This is a genomic window from Mesorhizobium sp. M1396, assembly GCF_040317725.1.
GTDB lineage: Bacteria > Pseudomonadota > Alphaproteobacteria > Rhizobiales > Rhizobiaceae > Mesorhizobium.
The window spans coordinates 44,898-59,071 of the sequence record NZ_JAMYLA010000047.1 but is presented as its reverse complement, the minus strand read 5'-3'; the positions used below and the strand labels follow the sequence as shown (position 1 = coordinate 59,071).

Below are 14,174 nucleotides of genomic sequence, written 5' to 3'. Positions count from 1 at the left end.
CGGCCTGTCCTGTGAAAGGACGACCAGGATCCTCTCGGTCTCCTTCCCACTTCAAACATAGCATGGGAACAACACACAGGATCCTCGGGTCTGCGCTCGTCGCTTACGCTCCTTGCTCCGCCCGTGGATGACGAACGCGTGGAGGCTTCGGCGGTCACGAATGTCTATGATGGTGGCCAAAGCGAACGATGAAACGTGGCTGCCGTCCTCGAATCCACTGAACCCCTGCACAGTACCACTCGGGTGACTCACGTGAAACAGTCGGTACGCCGACTCACGTGAAACGCTGAGTGGACACGCTATAAGGCTGTTTCACGTGAAACGCGTCGCGGAGTTTTCTTGACAGCGCTGCCTGGCGGGGACATGTGTCCCCTCATTCATTTGAGTCAGGGACGTTTGGAAATGACCGATCACTATGATGTGGTTGTGGTGGGCGGCGGCCACGCGGGGTGCGAGGCGGCGAGCGCGGCCGCGCGCGCGGGTGCGAAGACCGCGCTTGTAACGCTGCGCTTCGACACGATCGGGGTGATGTCCTGCAATCCGGCGATCGGCGGGCTCGGCAAGGGCCATCTGGTTCGCGAAATCGATGCCATGGACGGCCTGATGGGTCGGGTGGCGGATGCTGCCGGAATCCAGTTCCGCCTGCTCAATCGCCGCAAGGGTCCCGCAGTGCGCGGACCGCGCACCCAGGCCGACAGGAAGCTCTATCGCCTTGCCATGCAGGAAGCGATTCGGCAGCAGAACGACCTCGACGTGGTCGAAGGCGAGGTTTTGGACTTTGAAATCGCCGATGGCCAGATAGCGGCCGTTCTCCTGGCCGACGGCCGACGGCTCGCTTGTGGGGCGGTCGTTCTGACGACCGGAACGTTCCTGCGCGGGCTTATCCATATTGGCGAGAAGAAGATTGTCGCCGGCCGAATGAACGAGCAGGCGAGCATCGGCCTGTCGGCGACGATGGGTCGCGCGGGCTTCAAGCTCGGCCGGCTGAAGACCGGCACGCCGCCACGGCTCGATGGTCGGACCATCGATTGGGCATCGCTGGAAAAGCAGGCCGCGGACGTGGATCCGGTGCCGTTTTCGCTGATGACCGACCGCATCGAGACACCGCAGATCGATTGCGGCATCACGCGCACGACGACGGCCACGCATGAACTGATCCGCGCCAATCTCGGTCGCTCCGCCATGTATTCCGGCTCGATCGAAGGCGTGGGTCCGCGATATTGTCCGTCGATCGAGGACAAGATCGTCAAGTTCGGCGACAGGGACGGCCATCAGATCTTTCTCGAGCCGGAAGGGCTCGATGACGATACGGTCTATCCCAACGGGATTTCGACCTCGCTGCCTGAGGATGTGCAACTCGATATCCTCAAAACCATTCCTGGGCTGGAGGGATCAGTCATGCTGCAGCCCGGCTATGCCATCGAATATGACCATGTCGATCCGCGCGAGCTGCATCAGACGCTGGAGACGAAGCGCATCAACGGTCTCTTCCTCGCCGGGCAGATCAACGGCACGACCGGCTATGAAGAGGCGGCCGGGCAAGGCCTGCTCGCCGGCCTCAATGCGGCACGGCGCGCGTCAGGCAGCGAGCAGATCGTGCTCAGCCGCACCGAAGCCTATATCGGCGTGATGGTCGACGACCTGACCAGCCGCGGCATCAGCGAACCCTACCGGATGTTCACCTCGCGGGCCGAGTTCCGGCTGTCGCTGCGCGCCGACAATGCGGACGAGCGGCTGACGCCCTTGGCCGCGAAACTGGGCATTGCCTCGACGCAGCGGATGCAGCGCTACGAGAGTGTCATGCGGCGCCTCGATGAGGCGCGGGATCTGGTGAAGTCGCTCACCCTGACCCCCAATGAAGCGGCGCGGCACGGGCTGGAGATCAACCGGGATGGCGTGCGCCGGTCCGGCTACGAGTTGCTGTCCTATCCCGATGTCGATGTGGCCTGGCTGGTGCGTGTCGATCCACGCTTTGCGGAAATCGACGGCAAGACGGCGGAACGCCTTGAAACGGAAGCGAAATATTCGGTCTATCTGGATCGCCAGAAGACCGATGTGGCGCAGATCCGGCATGAGGAGAGCCGGTTGATCCCTGAAACAGTCGATTTCGCCGGTGTGCCGGGCCTGTCCAATGAGTTGAAGCAGAAGATGCAGGCGCGACGGCCGCGCTCCATCGCCGATGCCCAGCGCATGGAAGGCATGACGCCGGCGGCGCTGGCGATCATCGTCGCGCATGTCCGCCACGCGGAGAGCGCCCAGCGCCCGCAAAAGGATGTTGCGTGAGCTCTTTTTCCCTAGAGAGCCTGCAAGATGCGGCAGGCCCGGTTTCACGTGAAACATTCGATCGGCTGGTGGCGTTCGAGCAGTTGTTCCAGAAATGGAATCGCAGCATCAATCTCGTTGCGCAATCGACGGCTGGCGATGTCTGGCGGCGTCACATCCTGGACAGTGCGCAGTTGGCGCGAATCGAGCCTCGGGCGACGCGCTGGGTCGATCTCGGTTCGGGCGGCGGATTCCCGGGCCTTGTCATGGCTTTCCTGCTTGTTGAGCGTGACGGCGCCAGCATCGATCTGGTTGAAAGCAATCGCAAAAAAGCATCCTTCCTGCAGGCTGTCGTCGGGCAGTTCAGCCTGCCGGCGCGGGTCGTGGCGCGCCGCATCGATGACAGCCATGCACTTGTTTCGACACCGCAAATCGTCACGGCGCGGGCGTTGGCTTCGCTTTCGACGTTGCTGGACCTGTCGGCGCCCTGGCTGACGTCAGGCGCGCGCGGCCTGTTCCACAAAGGCCGGGATTACCGCGCCGAAGTGGAAGAAAGCGTTCACCGATGGTCCTTCGATCTGGTAGAACATCCAAGTGTGACCGACGCCAGCGGCGTCATCCTCGAATTGTCGAACTTGCGACCTGTCTGATCTGCTCCAGGCGACGACTCAAAAATGAATTTCTGGCATAGACCCATGATGAAGAATGGCCCCCGAATCATCACCGTAGCCAACCAGAAGGGCGGCGTCGGCAAGACCACCACCGCCATCAACCTGGCGACCGCGCTGGCCGCGATCGGCGAACAGGTGCTGATCGTCGATCTCGATCCGCAAGGCAATGCCAGCACCGGCCTCGGCATCGACCGTAAGGATCGGACGGTCTCGTCCTATGATGTGCTGACGGGGGAGCTGGAACTGGAAGCCGCGGCCATCCCGACGGCGGTGCCTGGTCTGTCGATCGTGCCGTCGACGCTCGACCTGCTCGGCATTGAGATGGAAATAGCCTCGGCGCCGGACCGGGTGCTCAAGCTGCGCAATGCGCTGCGCGCCGCGACCGAGCGCGGGGCGCCCTTCGGCTATGTGCTGATCGATTGCCCGCCTTCGCTCAACCTTTTGACGCTCAATTCCATGGCGGCCGCCGATTCGGTGCTGGTGCCGCTGCAGTGCGAGTTCTTCGCGCTGGAGGGCCTCAGCCAATTGCTTGAGACGGTCGAACAGGTGCGTCGCTCGATCAATCCGGACCTTATTATCCAAGGCATCGTGCTGACCATGTATGACGGCCGCAACAATCTCGCCAACCAGGTGGTGCAGGATGTGCGGGCGCATATGGGCGACAAGGTCTACGAGACCGTCATTCCGCGCAATGTGCGGGTGTCCGAGGCGCCGTCCTACGGCAAGCCGGCTATCCTCTACGATCTGAAATGCTCGGGCAGCCAGGCCTATCTGCAGCTGGCGTCGGAAGTGATCCGCCGCGAGCGTAAATTGCGCGCCGCTTGATTGGATCGGATGCATAGCTAAAACCAATTCGATACCGAAACGATCGCTTCTGGAATAGACGGGACTTTGGAACAAAGATGAGCGACGACCTTTCGAGAAAGAGACTGGGCCGCGGGCTGGCAGCACTGATCGGCGAGATCGACCGTCCGGAAGCACCGGAAAAGCCTGGCATGAGCGCCGACGGCAAGGTGCCGATCGAGTTCCTGACCCCCAATCCGAAAAATCCACGCCGCCATTTCGGCGACGCCGAGCTGACGGACCTTGCCCAGTCGATCCGAGAGCATGGTGTCGTCCAGCCGGTGGTGGCGCGGCCGTCGCCGACACAGGCCGGCCGCTACGAGATCATCGCCGGCGAGCGCCGGTGGCGCGCGGCGCAGCGCGCCGGGCTGTCCGAGATCCCGGTCATCATCCGCGAGGTCAACGACCGCACGGCCCTGGAACTGGCGATCATCGAGAACGTGCAGCGCACCGACCTCAACGCGGTCGAGGAAGCGCTTGGTTATCAGCAGCTCATCGACGAGCACGGCTACACCCAGGCCGATCTCGGTCAGGTGATCGGCAAGAGCCGCAGCCATGTCGCCAACACGCTCAGGCTGCTTAAGCTGCCGGACGTGATCCGCGACATGCTCGTCGACGGCGCGCTGTCGGCGGGACACGCTCGCACGCTGGTGACGGCGGAAGATCCGGCCGGCCTTGCCAAGCGCATCGTCGAAGAGGGACTTTCGGTACGCCAGGCCGAAGCACTGGCGCAGATGCCAGCCGGCGGCGCGAAGGAGGCCAAGCCGGCGCCGAGTCCGGAGCAGAAGGACGCCGACACGCTGGCGCTGGAGAAGCTGTTGACCGATACGATCGGCATGATCGTGTCGGTCGATCACAAGGGCAAGGGCGGCGTGCTGCGCATAGCATATCGGTCGCTTGAGCAGCTTGACGAACTGTGCAGACGGCTAAAGCAGGAGCGGTAATTAGCCGGCGAATTATTGGCCACTGTTGGACTCCCGAGAGTAGGCGCTCCCGCGCACGGACTCCTCTCATACCTTGCTTTTGGAGCTTTGCGCTGCCCCTCACCTGCCTGCCGGCATCCTCTCCCCGTAAACGGGCGAGGGGCGCTGTCATCGGCGACTTCGCCCAATCATCCGCCTTGCAAGTAGGGCGTCGGCGTTGCGGCCAGCGTCTTTCTCCCCGTCACTATACGGGGAGAAATGTCCGGCAGGACAATGAGGGGCGGCGCTGACATCGATAGTCAGCGGCCTGCCTCAACGAACTACCTCTGCGCCAGCCGGCTGCTTTCCACGGCGATACCAAGCAGCGCCTGTCTTGCCAGCGCCACGGCAAGATCCGGCCGCCGTCGTGTCTGCAGGACCGCCGTCTGCAGCCGGGTCAGCGCACGGCCGAGCGCGTCGGTGTTCCAGCGCTCCAGCGCCTTCTCCACCAGCTTGCGGCGCGAGAAGAAGACCGGCGGTCGGGCGGCGGCAACGACGGAAGCTGCATTGCGGCCGCCCGAATCCATCTGGCCGCGCATGGCCTGGATTTGCTGCAGCTGCCGCATCGCCGAGGACAGCACCAGGAAGGGCTGCCCGCCGGACTGGCAATGGCGGGTGAAGGCGGTGTCGAAGTCGCCGATCTTGCCTTCGAGCAGCGCGTCGACCGCGTCGTCGAAAGAGGCGCCGGACACGTCGCCCGACATCGCTTTGACCTCCTCCAGTCCGATTTCCTGCTGGCCGTGGGCGTAGAGAATGAGCTTTTCGATCTCGCCGCGCGAGGCCAGCCGGTCGCCGCCAAGATTGCGGCGCAGCGCCTGTCTCGCCTCCATGGTCATCGACATGCCGGCCTTGCGCAGTTCGTCGTCGATAACGGCGTCGATGTCGCGGGCTTCATCGGCGTAGCATGGCAGCGCTATGGCGTTGTCCGCCGCCTCGACGATGGCGCGCAGCCCGACGCCCTTCTTGAGGTCGCCGGCCTCAATGAGAATGATCGCGTCCCGCGCGGGCTCCGCCGTCAGCGCCTTGACGTCATCGGCCAGCGCCTTCTGGCCGCTGGCATTGCGCACCCAGAGCAGCCGCCGGTCTGAAAACATCGGCACGGTGCGGGCTTCGTCGAGCAGGCGGCCCTCGTCGCGGTCAACCTCCGAGCCCTCAAGCCGGACCACCGAGAAGGGATCATCGAGCGGCAGGCCGGTCTTGCCGGCAAAAGCCTTCGCCCGCTCCGAGACGAGGCCGCGATCGGGACCATAAAGCAGGACAATGGAGATGCGCTGGTCCGGCCGCGCCAGCCACCCATCGACCTCGTAAGCTTTCTTCTGTGCCATGGCGGGTTGGTTAGCATGATGCGGGGGCGGGGTGAACGACGATTGGCACTGACCGCACTTTTCCTTCTTCCACAAGGGGAGAAGGAAGGCCGCTAGGCTCTGCCCCCTAAATCGCCTTATCTGGCGACAAACCCAGCCCAACCTTCCCCTTAATTGCGCTTCACCACCCAACATCGACAAGAAATTTCGGCGACATATCTTCATCCTGGTGCGCGGGAGGCTAGATCGGCCGGCGCGTCCGGAACCGACTTGCGCAGGCTTGCCCGACGAATTCGCACTGGTCTGGCCGTGCAGATATGCAACTATCCGCACCAGGCAACATTGGAGGACAGAGGTCATGGCCGATGCTGGGATGTTGCGGTTTCACGTTCCGGAGCCGGAAGTGCGGCCGGGCGGAACGCCTGACTTTTCCAATGTGCCGATCCCGAAGGCCGGCTCGGTGCCGCGCCCCGAAATCTCTGTCGATCCGCGCGCCATCCGCGATCATGCCTTCTCGATCATCCGCGTGCTGAACCGCGCCGGCGAAGCCGTCGGCCCTTGGGCCGGCCTGCTTTCCAGCGACGAGCTGTTGGCGGGCCTGCGCCACATGATGACGTTGCGAACCTTCGACGCCCGCATGCAGATGGCGCAGCGCCAGGGCAAGACCTCGTTCTACATGCAGCATCTGGGCGAAGAGGCCGTGGCTTGTGCCTTCCGCAAGGCGCTCGAACCCGGCGACATGAATTTCCCGACCTACCGGCAGGCCGGCCTGCTCATCGCCGACGGCTATCCGATGGTCACGATGATGAACCAGATTTATTCCAACGAGGCCGACCCGCTGAAGGGCCGGCAATTGCCGATCATGTATTCGTCGAAGGAGCACGGCTTCTTCTCGATCTCCGGCAATCTGGCGACGCAGTACATCCAGGCGGTCGGCTGGGCGATGGCCTCGGCGATCTCGAACGATTCGAAGATCGCCGCCGCCTGGATCGGCGACGGCTCGACGGCCGAGTCCGACTTCCATTCGGCGCTGGTGTTCGCCTCCACCTACAAGGCGCCCGTCGTGCTCAACGTCGTCAACAACCAGTGGGCGATCTCGACCTTCCAGGGCATCGCGCGCGGCGGCTCGGGCACGTTCGCCGCCAGAGGCCTTGGCTTCGGCATCCCGTCCTTGCGTGTCGACGGTAACGACTATCTCGCCGTCCATGCGGTGGCCAAATGGGCGGCGGAGCGGGCGCGCAGCAATCTCGGGCCGACGCTGGTCGAATATGTCACCTACCGCGCCGGCGCGCATTCGAGCTCGGACGACCCGTCCGCCTACCGGCCGAAGACCGAATCCGACGCCTGGCCGCTCGGCGACCCGATCGTGAGGCTGAAGAACCATCTCATCGCGCTCGGCGTCTGGTCGGAGGAGCGGCACGCGCAGGCCGAGGCGGAAATCCTCGACACGGTGATCGCGGCGCAGAAGGAAGCGGAAAGCCACGGCACGCTGCATGCCGGCGGCAAGCCGTCGACGCGCGACATGTTCGAAGGGCTCTACGCCGAAATGCCGCCGCATCTGCGGCGCCAGCGCCAGCAGGCGGGAGTCTGAGCCATGCCGAGACGGACCATGATCGAGGCCATTCGCGACGCCATGGACGTGTCGATGGCGCGCGACGACCGCGTCGTCGTGTACGGCGAGGATGTCGGCTTTTTCGGCGGCGTCTTCCGCTGCACGCAAGGCCTGCAGGCCAAATACGGCAAGAGCCGCTGCTTCGATACGCCGATCAGCGAATCCGGCATTGTCGGCTCGGCCATCGGCATGGCGGCCTATGGCCTGAAGCCGTGCGTGGAGATTCAGTTTGCCGACTACATGTATCCGGCCTACGACCAGCTGACCCAGGAAGCGGCGCGGCTGCGCTACCGCTCCAACGGCGATTTCACCTGCCCGATCGTGGTGCGCATGCCGACCGGCGGCGGTATTTTCGGCGGCCAGACCCACAGCCAGAGCCCGGAAGCGCTGTTCACCCATGTGTCCGGCCTGAAGACGGTGGTGCCGTCCAACCCGCATGACGCCAAGGGGCTTTTGATCGCGGCGATCGAGGATCCGGATCCGGTGATCTTCCTCGAACCCAAGCGGCTCTACAACGGTCCGTTCGACGGCCATCACGACCGGCCGGTGACGCCGTGGTCGAAGCACGAGCTCGGCGAGGTCGCGGACGGCCACTACACGGTGCCGCTCGGCAAGGCGGCGATCCGGCGGGCTGGCTCTGCCGTCACCGTGCTGGCCTACGGTACCATGGTCTATGTCGCGCAGGCCGCCGTCGAGGAAACCGGCATCGATGCCGAGATCATCGACCTCAGGACCCTGCTGCCGCTCGACCTCGACACCATCGTGGCTTCAGTGAAAAAAACCGGACGCTGCGTCATCGTCCACGAGGCGACGCTGACCTCGGGCTTCGGCGCCGAGCTGTCGGCTCTGGTGCAGGAAAACTGCTTCTACCATCTGGAGGCGCCGGTGGCGCGGGTCGCCGGCTGGGACACGCCCTATCCGCATGCGCAGGAATGGGATTATTTTCCCGGTCCCGCCCGTGTCGGCCGCGCCCTCATCGAAACCATGGAGGCCTGACATGGGCGAGCACATCATCAAGCTGCCCGATGTCGGCGAGGGTGTCGCCGAGGCCGAGCTCGTCGAATGGCACGTCAAGGTCGGCGACATCGTGCGCGAGGACAGCGTGCTTGCCGCCGTCATGACCGACAAGGCGACGGTCGAAATCCCGTCGCCGGTCGATGGCGAGATACTGTGGCTGGGCGCCGAGATCGGCGACACGGTGGCGATCGGTTCGCCCATCGTGCGGCTGAAGGTGGCGGGCGAGGGGAATGCGGAGGGTGCGGCGCCGGCAAAAGTCACGGCTGAGAGTACCCCCACCCCTAACCCCTCCCCACAAGGGGGAGGGGGACGCGTTTCAACCACGAAGGCCGACGCCAAGTCAGCCACATCCAAGAATGCGCCAAGAACCACGGGCGCCAGGGAATCAGATACCGGTATACGGGCGGCAGAGACCGAGTCCCCCTCCCCCTTGTGGGGAGGGGCTAGGGGTGGGGGTACTGCGCCGACGTCCGGAGTTGTCGGGCCCGTCGGCGCGCCGCGTCCTGAAGGCGAAAAGCCGCTGGCCTCGCCGGCTGTTCGCCTGCGGGCGAAGGAGGCCGGCGTCGATCTGAGGCAAGTTGCGGGAAGCGGCCCGGCCGGTCGCATCGGTCATGAGGACATCGAGGCTTTCCTGGCACGCGGACCGCGGGTTGCCAGGGCACCGGGCCTCGCCCGCAACGATGCCGTCGAGGACATCAAGGTGGTGGGCTTGCGGCGCAAGATCGCCGAGAAGATGACGCTGTCGAAATCGCGCATCCCTCACATCACCTATGTCGAGGAGATCGACGTCACCGCGCTGGAAGATTTGCGCGCCGCGCTCAACAAGGAGAAGCGCCCGGGCGTGGAGAGGCCGAAGCTGACGCTGCTGCCGTTCCTGATGCGGGCGATGGTCAAGGCGATATCGGACCAGCCCAATCTCAATTCGCTGTTCGACGACGAGGCCGGCGTCATCCACCAGCATGGCGGCATCCATATCGGCATCGCGGCCCAGACGCCGTCGGGGCTTGTGGTGCCGGTGGTCAAGCACGCCGAGGCGCGCGACATCTGGGAATGCGGCACTGAGGTCGTCAGGCTGGCCGAGGCGGCCAAGTCCGGCACGGCGACGCGCGATGAGCTGTCCGGCTCGACCATCACCATCACCTCGCTCGGCGCCATGGGCGGCGTGGCGACGACACCGGTCATCAACCATCCGGAAGTGGCGATCATCGGCGTCAACAAGATGATGGTGCGGCCGGTGTGGGACGGCACCCAGTTCATCCCGCGCAAGATGATGAACCTGTCGTCCAGCTTCGACCATCGCGTCATCGACGGCTGGGACGCGGCGGTGTTCATCCAGCGCATCAAGACGCTGCTGGAAACGCCGGCGCTGATTTTCGTGGATTGAGGGGGATGTAGTGCGTTCTCAGCGTGTTTCTCGGTCGCTTCACATTCAGTGCCGCGCCGCCCCTCATTGCCCTGCCGGGCATTTCTCCCCGTATAGTGACGGGGAGAAAGACGCCGTCATCGGCGGTTTCGCCAATCGCCAACGTTGCAGGGACGGCGCCAGCGTCACGATCAGCCCCCTTCTCCCCGTCACTATACGGGGAGAAGGCGCCGGCAGGCGGATGAGGGGCGGCGCGAGGCCGGGCAGGAGGGTGTCACTTGCAGTTCTGACTAAAAGGACGCCGACCCCATGAAAGAAATCTCCTGCAAGCTGCTCGTCATCGGCGCCGGCCCCGGCGGGTATATCTGCGCCATCCGTGCCGGGCAGCTCGGCGTCGATACGGTGATCGTGGAAGCCGGCAAACCGGGCGGCACCTGCCTCAATGTCGGCTGCATCCCGTCCAAGGCGCTGATCCATGCGGCGGAAGAGTTCGAGAAGGTCTCGCACATGGCCGGCGGCAAGAGCCCGCTCGGCATCTCGGTCACAACGCCGAGGCTCGATCTTGCCAAAACAGTCGCCTGGAAGGACGGCATCGTCAGCCGGCTCAACAGCGGCGTCGCCGGACTGCTCAAGAAGGCCGGCGTGAAGACCGTGCATGGCTGGGCGACATTTCGTGACGGCAAGACCGTCGCGGTCGAGACCGAGACCGGAAGCCAAGTGATCCGTGCCGAGGCGATCGTCATCGCCACCGGCTCGGCGCCGGTCGAACTGCCGTTCCTGCCCTTCGGCGGGCCGGTGATTTCGTCCACCGAGGCGCTGGCGCTAAGCGAGGTTCCAAAAAAGCTCGCGGTGGTCGGTGGCGGCTATATCGGGCTGGAACTCGGCATTGCCTTCGCGAAAATGGGCGCCGAGGTGACCGTGGTCGAGGCCTTGCCGCGCGTGCTGGCGCTGTATGATGCAGAGCTTACCCGACCGGTGGTCAAGCGGCTCAACGCGCTCGGCGTCGAAATGATGACCGGTGCCAAGGCCAAAGGGGCCAAGGGCGACGCGCTGCTGGTCGAGACGTCGGACGGCAAGAGCGCCAAGGTCGCCGCCGACAAGATCCTGGTGACGGTCGGCCGCAAGCCGGTGACCGAAGATTGGGGGCTTGACCAGATCGACCTCGACATGGCGGGCAAATTCATCCGCATCGACGACCAGTGCCGCACCTCGATGCGCGGCATTTTTGCCATCGGCGACGTCACCGGCGAGCCGATGCTGGCACACCGGGCGATGGCGCAGGGCGAGATGGTCGCCGAGATCATCGCCGGCCACAAACGCAACTGGGACAAGCGCTCCATTCCCGCCGTCTGCTTCACCGATCCCGAGCTGGTGACGGCAGGCCTGTCGCCGGAAGAGGCCAAGGCGCTCGGCGGCGAGCTCAAGATCGGCATGTTCCCGTTCGCCGCCAACGGCCGCGCCATGACGAAGCTCGGCGAGGACGGTTTCGTCCGCGTCGTGGCGCGCGCCGACAACCATCTGGTGCTCGGCATCCAGGCGGTCGGGCAGGGCGTGTCGGAACTGGCGGCGGCCTTCGGGCTGGCGCTCGAAATGAGCGCAAGGCTGGAGGACATCGCCGGCACCATCCATGCCCATCCGACGCAAGGCGAAGGCTTCCAGGAAGCAGCGCTGAAGGCGCTGGGGCACGCGCTGCATATTTGAGGGGGTGTGATCTCCCCCCTCAAGGGGGGAGATTTACGCGTTCAGCTCGCGAGCCGGCTAACCATCTCGTGTTGCGCATAGGCGCGGCCGAAGCGGTTGGCGAGGAAGGCGTCGAGGGCGATGTCTTCCTGCTTGATGAAGCCGGTCGCCGGCAGGCTGCCGTCGGCCAGCATGTCGAGCACGGCACAGATGCCGGAAGCTGTGGTGATCTGGATGGCGCTGCGCACCGTGTCGCCAATGCGCTTCGAGTAGATCTTGTTGGCGTAGGTCTCCTGCAGCAGGCGACCGTTCTTGCGGCCCGAGACGGTGACGAAGACGATGACCACGTCCTGCAGCGTCGCCGGCAGGGCGCTTTCAAAGATGTCCTTCAGCACATCGCGGCGGTGGCGCAGGCCAAGGTCGTTGAGCAGTGCCTTCATGATCGCGGCATGGCCGGGGTAGCGGATGGTGCGGTAGTTCAGCGTGCGCACCTTGCCCTTCAGCGTCTCGGCCAGCGTGCCCAGGCCGCCGGAGGTGTTGAAGGCCTCGTAGGTGACGCCATCGAGCGAGAATTCCTCGCGCTCCTCCAGCGGCGGCACTTCGACCAGCTCGCCCTCGACGATCGCTTCGCAGGGCTCGCAATATTCGTTGATGACGCCGTCGGTGCTCCAGGTCAGATTGTAGTTCAGCGCGTTGGACGGGTATTGCGGCAGCGCGCCGACGCGCATGCGCACGCTTTCCAGCGTGTCGAAGCGGCTGGCGAGGTCGTTGGCGACGATCGAGATGAAGCCCGGCGCCAGGCCGCATTGCGGGATGAAGGCGCTCTTGCCCGGGCGCGCCAGTTCCTTGACCCGGCGGGTCGAGACGACGTCCTCTGTGAGATCGAGATAGTGCACGCCGGCACTTGCCGCCGCCTCGGCGATTCGCGTGGTCAGGTGGAAGGGGGCGGCGCTGAGCACCGCGAACTTGCCGGCGAGCGCGGCTTCCAGCGTGCCGGCGGCTTCGATGTCGAGTTCCAGCGTCGCAACCGTGGCCGGCAGTTCGGCGGCAGCGAGCTGCTCCGCCGAGCGGTCGACGAGCGTGACCTGATAATCCCCGGTGGCGGCGAGCATCTCGGCAATGGTCGAGCCTATCTTGCCGGCGCCGACAACGACAATTTTCTTCATGACCGATCCCTCGCATCTTTTGTTTAATGCATCTCGTTGTCCCAAAACCGCTGCACACTTTTGGGCGACATGCATGAGTTTTGCAGCTTGCCCGTCGAAAGGAAGCGTGGAATTGTTCGAAACGAAACTCTGATTACGCAATCCGCCGACGGAAATCGTTGAAATGCTCAGTGACGCCGAACAGGCCCTGCTTTCGCTGCTGCGCGAGAACGCGCGTGCCTCGACCGCCGAACTGGCGCGGCGGCTCGGCGTGTCACGGACGACCGTGCAGAGCCGGCTGGAGCGGCTGGAGCAACGCGGCATCATCATAGGCTATGGCGTGCGGCTGGCGCCGGACTATGAGCAGGGGCTGGTACGGGCGCATGTGCTGCTCACCGTGACACCCAAACTCGCCGACAAGGTGGTGCGCGGCCTGCGCGCGCTGGCACCAGTCAGGACCCTGCATTCGGTCAGCGGCAATTTCGACATGATCGTCATCGTCGACGCGCCGTCGATCCGCGATCTCGATCTGCTGCTCGACCAGATCGGCGCCATGGACGGGGTCGAGCGGACCCTGTCTTCGATCATCCTGTCGACGCGCATCGACCGCTGAGTGGCTGCCGATCTCCCCCGCAAGGGGGAGATCGGCTCCTAACGCGCTCGTCCCGGCGCGTCACCGACAGTCTGATGGACGTGCCCGGTGGACAATGGCGCAGCGCGTTCTCGACCAGATTGGCGAACATTTGCGTCAACAATTCGCGGCCACCACCGGCGCGGGCTTGTTCCTAGGATGTCGCGGGTTCGCCGAGCGGATACGGCATGTAGCCGACAAAGCCAGCAATCTTCCATCTGCCGGCGACCTTGGTGCAGAAATACAGCGTCTGCCATTTCAGCCTGTCGACGCTGCCGTCCGCCTTGGCGACCGAGCCGTCGAACTTCTTGTGCAGCACGGCGCGGTCGCCGTCGACATCGATGTCGCGCATGTTGGTGACGCGAAACAGCGCCTCGCGCAGCGGCTCGGCGAATTTGGTCGCGGCGGTCTCCTTGGCCTGGCGCAGCCACTCGTCGCGGTAGATGTCCAGCCTCGGAAACTGCAGCCGCCATGAATCGGCGTTGCTAAGGAAATGCGCGTGCATGCCGAAGAAGCTGTCAGCGACGAAATCACCCTCGACCATGGGCCAGTCCTGGCCGATGAAGGCGTCGATGTCGCGCCGAACCAGCATTTCCCAGAGCGCGTGGCGGTCGGCATCGCCTGATGGAAACGGGTTCTTGTCGTAAGTCATTCCTGCTGTCTCCGGTCCGGCAAATGCGTATG

12 protein-coding genes are annotated in these 14,174 nt (G+C 64.5%); 9 read left to right on the top strand and 3 right to left on the bottom strand.

Annotation, left to right across the window (positions count from 1 at the left end):
- Positions 1–402 precede the first annotated feature (402 nt).
- From mnmG to NKH02_RS25905, 4 genes are all read left to right on the top strand, one after another.
- A complete protein-coding gene (gene mnmG, locus NKH02_RS25920) occupies positions 403–2,283 on the top strand; it encodes a tRNA uridine-5-carboxymethylaminomethyl(34) synthesis enzyme MnmG (RefSeq protein ID WP_352882545.1) in 1,881 nt (626 codons plus the stop codon).
- Positions 2,280–2,912 (top strand): 16S rRNA (guanine(527)-N(7))-methyltransferase RsmG, encoded by a 633-nt coding sequence (gene rsmG, locus NKH02_RS25915; RefSeq protein ID WP_352874013.1) that lies wholly within the window; start codon positions 2,280–2,282, stop codon positions 2,910–2,912. The genes mnmG and rsmG overlap by 4 nt, the downstream gene beginning before the upstream one ends.
- A 45-nt stretch (positions 2,913–2,957) precedes the next feature.
- Complete coding sequence (locus NKH02_RS25910; RefSeq protein ID WP_352874015.1) at positions 2,958–3,758, top strand: ParA family protein; 801 nt, start codon at positions 2,958–2,960, stop codon at positions 3,756–3,758.
- 77 nt (positions 3,759–3,835) lie between these two features.
- Positions 3,836–4,720 carry a ParB/RepB/Spo0J family partition protein gene (locus NKH02_RS25905; protein ID WP_352882543.1) on the top strand — a complete coding sequence of 295 codons (885 nt, stop codon included), beginning with the start codon at positions 3,836–3,838 and terminating at the stop codon, positions 4,718–4,720.
- 299 nt (positions 4,721–5,019) lie between these two features.
- Here NKH02_RS25905 and holA read toward each other — a convergent pair whose 3' ends face one another.
- Positions 5,020–6,063: a DNA polymerase III subunit delta gene (gene holA / locus NKH02_RS25900; protein ID WP_352882542.1), complete on the bottom strand. Its 1,044-nt coding sequence runs from the start codon at positions 6,061–6,063 to the stop codon at positions 5,020–5,022.
- A 337-nt stretch (positions 6,064–6,400) separates the two neighbouring features.
- On the opposite strand from holA, the gene NKH02_RS25895 reads away from it, so the two are divergent.
- From NKH02_RS25895 to lpdA, 4 genes are all read left to right on the top strand, one after another.
- Complete coding sequence (locus NKH02_RS25895; RefSeq protein ID WP_352882540.1) at positions 6,401–7,633, top strand: 3-methyl-2-oxobutanoate dehydrogenase (2-methylpropanoyl-transferring) subunit alpha; 1,233 nt, start codon at positions 6,401–6,403, stop codon at positions 7,631–7,633.
- Positions 7,634–7,636: 3 nt separating this feature from the next.
- Complete coding sequence (locus tag NKH02_RS25890; protein WP_352882538.1) at positions 7,637–8,650, top strand: alpha-ketoacid dehydrogenase subunit beta; 1,014 nt, start codon at positions 7,637–7,639, stop codon at positions 8,648–8,650.
- A 1-nt stretch (position 8,651) separates the two neighbouring features.
- Positions 8,652–10,055, top strand: coding sequence for a dihydrolipoamide acetyltransferase family protein (locus NKH02_RS25885; RefSeq protein WP_352882536.1), 1,404 nt, complete (start codon positions 8,652–8,654; stop codon positions 10,053–10,055).
- A 288-nt stretch (positions 10,056–10,343) separates the two neighbouring features.
- Positions 10,344–11,735 carry a dihydrolipoyl dehydrogenase gene (gene lpdA / locus NKH02_RS25880; RefSeq protein ID WP_352882533.1) on the top strand — a complete coding sequence of 464 codons (1,392 nt, stop codon included), beginning with the start codon at positions 10,344–10,346 and terminating at the stop codon, positions 11,733–11,735.
- Positions 11,736–11,776: 41 nt separating this feature from the next.
- Here lpdA and NKH02_RS25875 read toward each other — a convergent pair whose 3' ends face one another.
- Entirely contained in the window at positions 11,777–12,880 is a 1,104-nt protein-coding gene (locus NKH02_RS25875) for a saccharopine dehydrogenase family protein (protein ID WP_352882532.1), read from the bottom strand.
- 163 nt (positions 12,881–13,043) lie between these two features.
- Here NKH02_RS25875 and NKH02_RS25870 point away from each other — a divergent pair, with 163 nt between their 5' ends.
- A complete protein-coding gene (locus NKH02_RS25870; protein WP_352866558.1) occupies positions 13,044–13,472 on the top strand; it encodes an Lrp/AsnC family transcriptional regulator in 429 nt (142 codons plus the stop codon).
- Between the two features lie 172 nt (positions 13,473–13,644).
- Here the strand turns inward: NKH02_RS25870 and NKH02_RS25860 are convergent, their stop codons facing one another.
- Positions 13,645–14,142 carry a hypothetical protein gene (locus tag NKH02_RS25860; protein ID WP_352882530.1) on the bottom strand — a complete coding sequence of 166 codons (498 nt, stop codon included), beginning with the start codon at positions 14,140–14,142 and terminating at the stop codon, positions 13,645–13,647.
- Between the last annotated feature and the right edge of the window lie 32 nt (positions 14,143–14,174).

What these genes read in the sequence shown, in the direction of transcription:
- mnmG (WP_352882545.1), top strand. Translation starts at nt 403, where the DNA reads ATGACCGATCACTATGATGTGGTTGTGGTGGGCGGCGGCCACGCGGGG.
- NKH02_RS25910 (WP_352874015.1), top strand. Translation starts at nt 2,958, where the DNA reads ATGATGAAGAATGGCCCCCGAATCATCACCGTAGCCAACCAGAAGGGC.
- NKH02_RS25905 (WP_352882543.1), top strand. Translation starts at nt 3,836, where the DNA reads ATGAGCGACGACCTTTCGAGAAAGAGACTGGGCCGCGGGCTGGCAGCA.
- holA (WP_352882542.1), bottom strand. Translation starts at nt 6,063, where the DNA reads ATGGCACAGAAGAAAGCTTACGAGGTCGATGGGTGGCTGGCGCGGCCG.
- NKH02_RS25895 (WP_352882540.1), top strand. Translation starts at nt 6,401, where the DNA reads ATGGCCGATGCTGGGATGTTGCGGTTTCACGTTCCGGAGCCGGAAGTG.
- NKH02_RS25890 (WP_352882538.1), top strand. Translation starts at nt 7,637, where the DNA reads ATGCCGAGACGGACCATGATCGAGGCCATTCGCGACGCCATGGACGTG.
- NKH02_RS25885 (WP_352882536.1), top strand. Translation starts at nt 8,652, where the DNA reads ATGGGCGAGCACATCATCAAGCTGCCCGATGTCGGCGAGGGTGTCGCC.
- lpdA (WP_352882533.1), top strand. Translation starts at nt 10,344, where the DNA reads ATGAAAGAAATCTCCTGCAAGCTGCTCGTCATCGGCGCCGGCCCCGGC.
- NKH02_RS25875 (WP_352882532.1), bottom strand. Translation starts at nt 12,880, where the DNA reads ATGAAGAAAATTGTCGTTGTCGGCGCCGGCAAGATAGGCTCGACCATT.
- NKH02_RS25870 (WP_352866558.1), top strand. Translation starts at nt 13,044, where the DNA reads ATGCTCAGTGACGCCGAACAGGCCCTGCTTTCGCTGCTGCGCGAGAAC.
- NKH02_RS25860 (WP_352882530.1), bottom strand. Translation starts at nt 14,142, where the DNA reads ATGACTTACGACAAGAACCCGTTTCCATCAGGCGATGCCGACCGCCAC.